The following is a 699-nucleotide window of genomic DNA, read 5'->3' as shown; positions in this document are numbered from 1 at the left end:
CTCAAAATACCCAATTTTTTCAAATGGTTTAGGTGGCGTGATATTGTTGGTTGTGGCTGGTCAAGCATATCTACCAAATCACCCACGCAACGTGCTTCTTTTTTAAAAAGAATTTGAAATATTTTTAGACGTGTCGGATCAGATAGGACTTTGAATAAATCGATAGGTCGTATCGTAAAATTATTATCAGACATAGGAGAATTCCAATGGGCTTCGTTAATAGGGGTTCAATATAACAGCAGTTATCTACAAAATCGATTAAAAAATAAGCAAATTTACAGTTCATCGTCAATTCACTACCTTTGACAATATTCGGTTACACGCACACTTATATCCACTTACATAAATGAATGGTGCGAAATACAACAGTACCATCACGACCAAAAAATGTTCCGAATGTTATTGAAAATGATAACAATTATCGTTATTATACTGCATGTAATCAGCGTGATGCTGAGCAAGTAGTCGCTATCAAATAGTGGTAATCAGAGGAGCCAATCCATGTACGTATGTATCTGTAATAACGTCAAAGAAAAGCAAATCAAAGCAGCCATTGCTTCTGGTGTAGATACCCTCGATGGTCTAAAAGACACCCTCGACGTTGCAACTTGCTGTGGATGCTGTGAGCCTATGGTTAATGACTACTTGGACGAGCATCATGCAGCACTCGATGTCTTAGCGTATGCAGTATAGCTACTT

General features: G+C 37.8%; 2 protein-coding genes. One reads left to right on the top strand and one right to left on the bottom strand.

Going from position 1 to position 699, the window contains the following annotated elements; all coding sequences use genetic code 11:
- The coding region (locus ACS8FC_RS17625; RefSeq protein WP_439297743.1) for an ArsR/SmtB family transcription factor at nt 1–194 on the bottom strand (194 nt) is incomplete at its 3' end.
- 307 nt (nt 195–501) lie between these two features.
- Here ACS8FC_RS17625 and ACS8FC_RS17620 point away from each other — a divergent pair.
- On the top strand, nt 502–693 hold the full coding sequence (locus tag ACS8FC_RS17620; RefSeq protein ID WP_075107600.1) for a (2Fe-2S)-binding protein: 192 nt from the start codon (nt 502–504) through the stop codon (nt 691–693).
- Nucleotides 694–699 lie beyond the last annotated feature (6 nt).

The sequence above is a fragment of the Psychrobacter sp. 1Y4 genome (assembly GCF_051847555.1).
Note: the sequence above shows the minus strand (reverse complement) of the source record. Positions and strands in the feature narration are given on the sequence as shown.

Excerpts from the sequence above, each read along its gene's own strand:
- ACS8FC_RS17620 (WP_075107600.1), top strand. The coding sequence starts at position 502 with ATGTACGTATGTATCTGTAATAACGTCAAAGAAAAGCAAATCAAAGCA.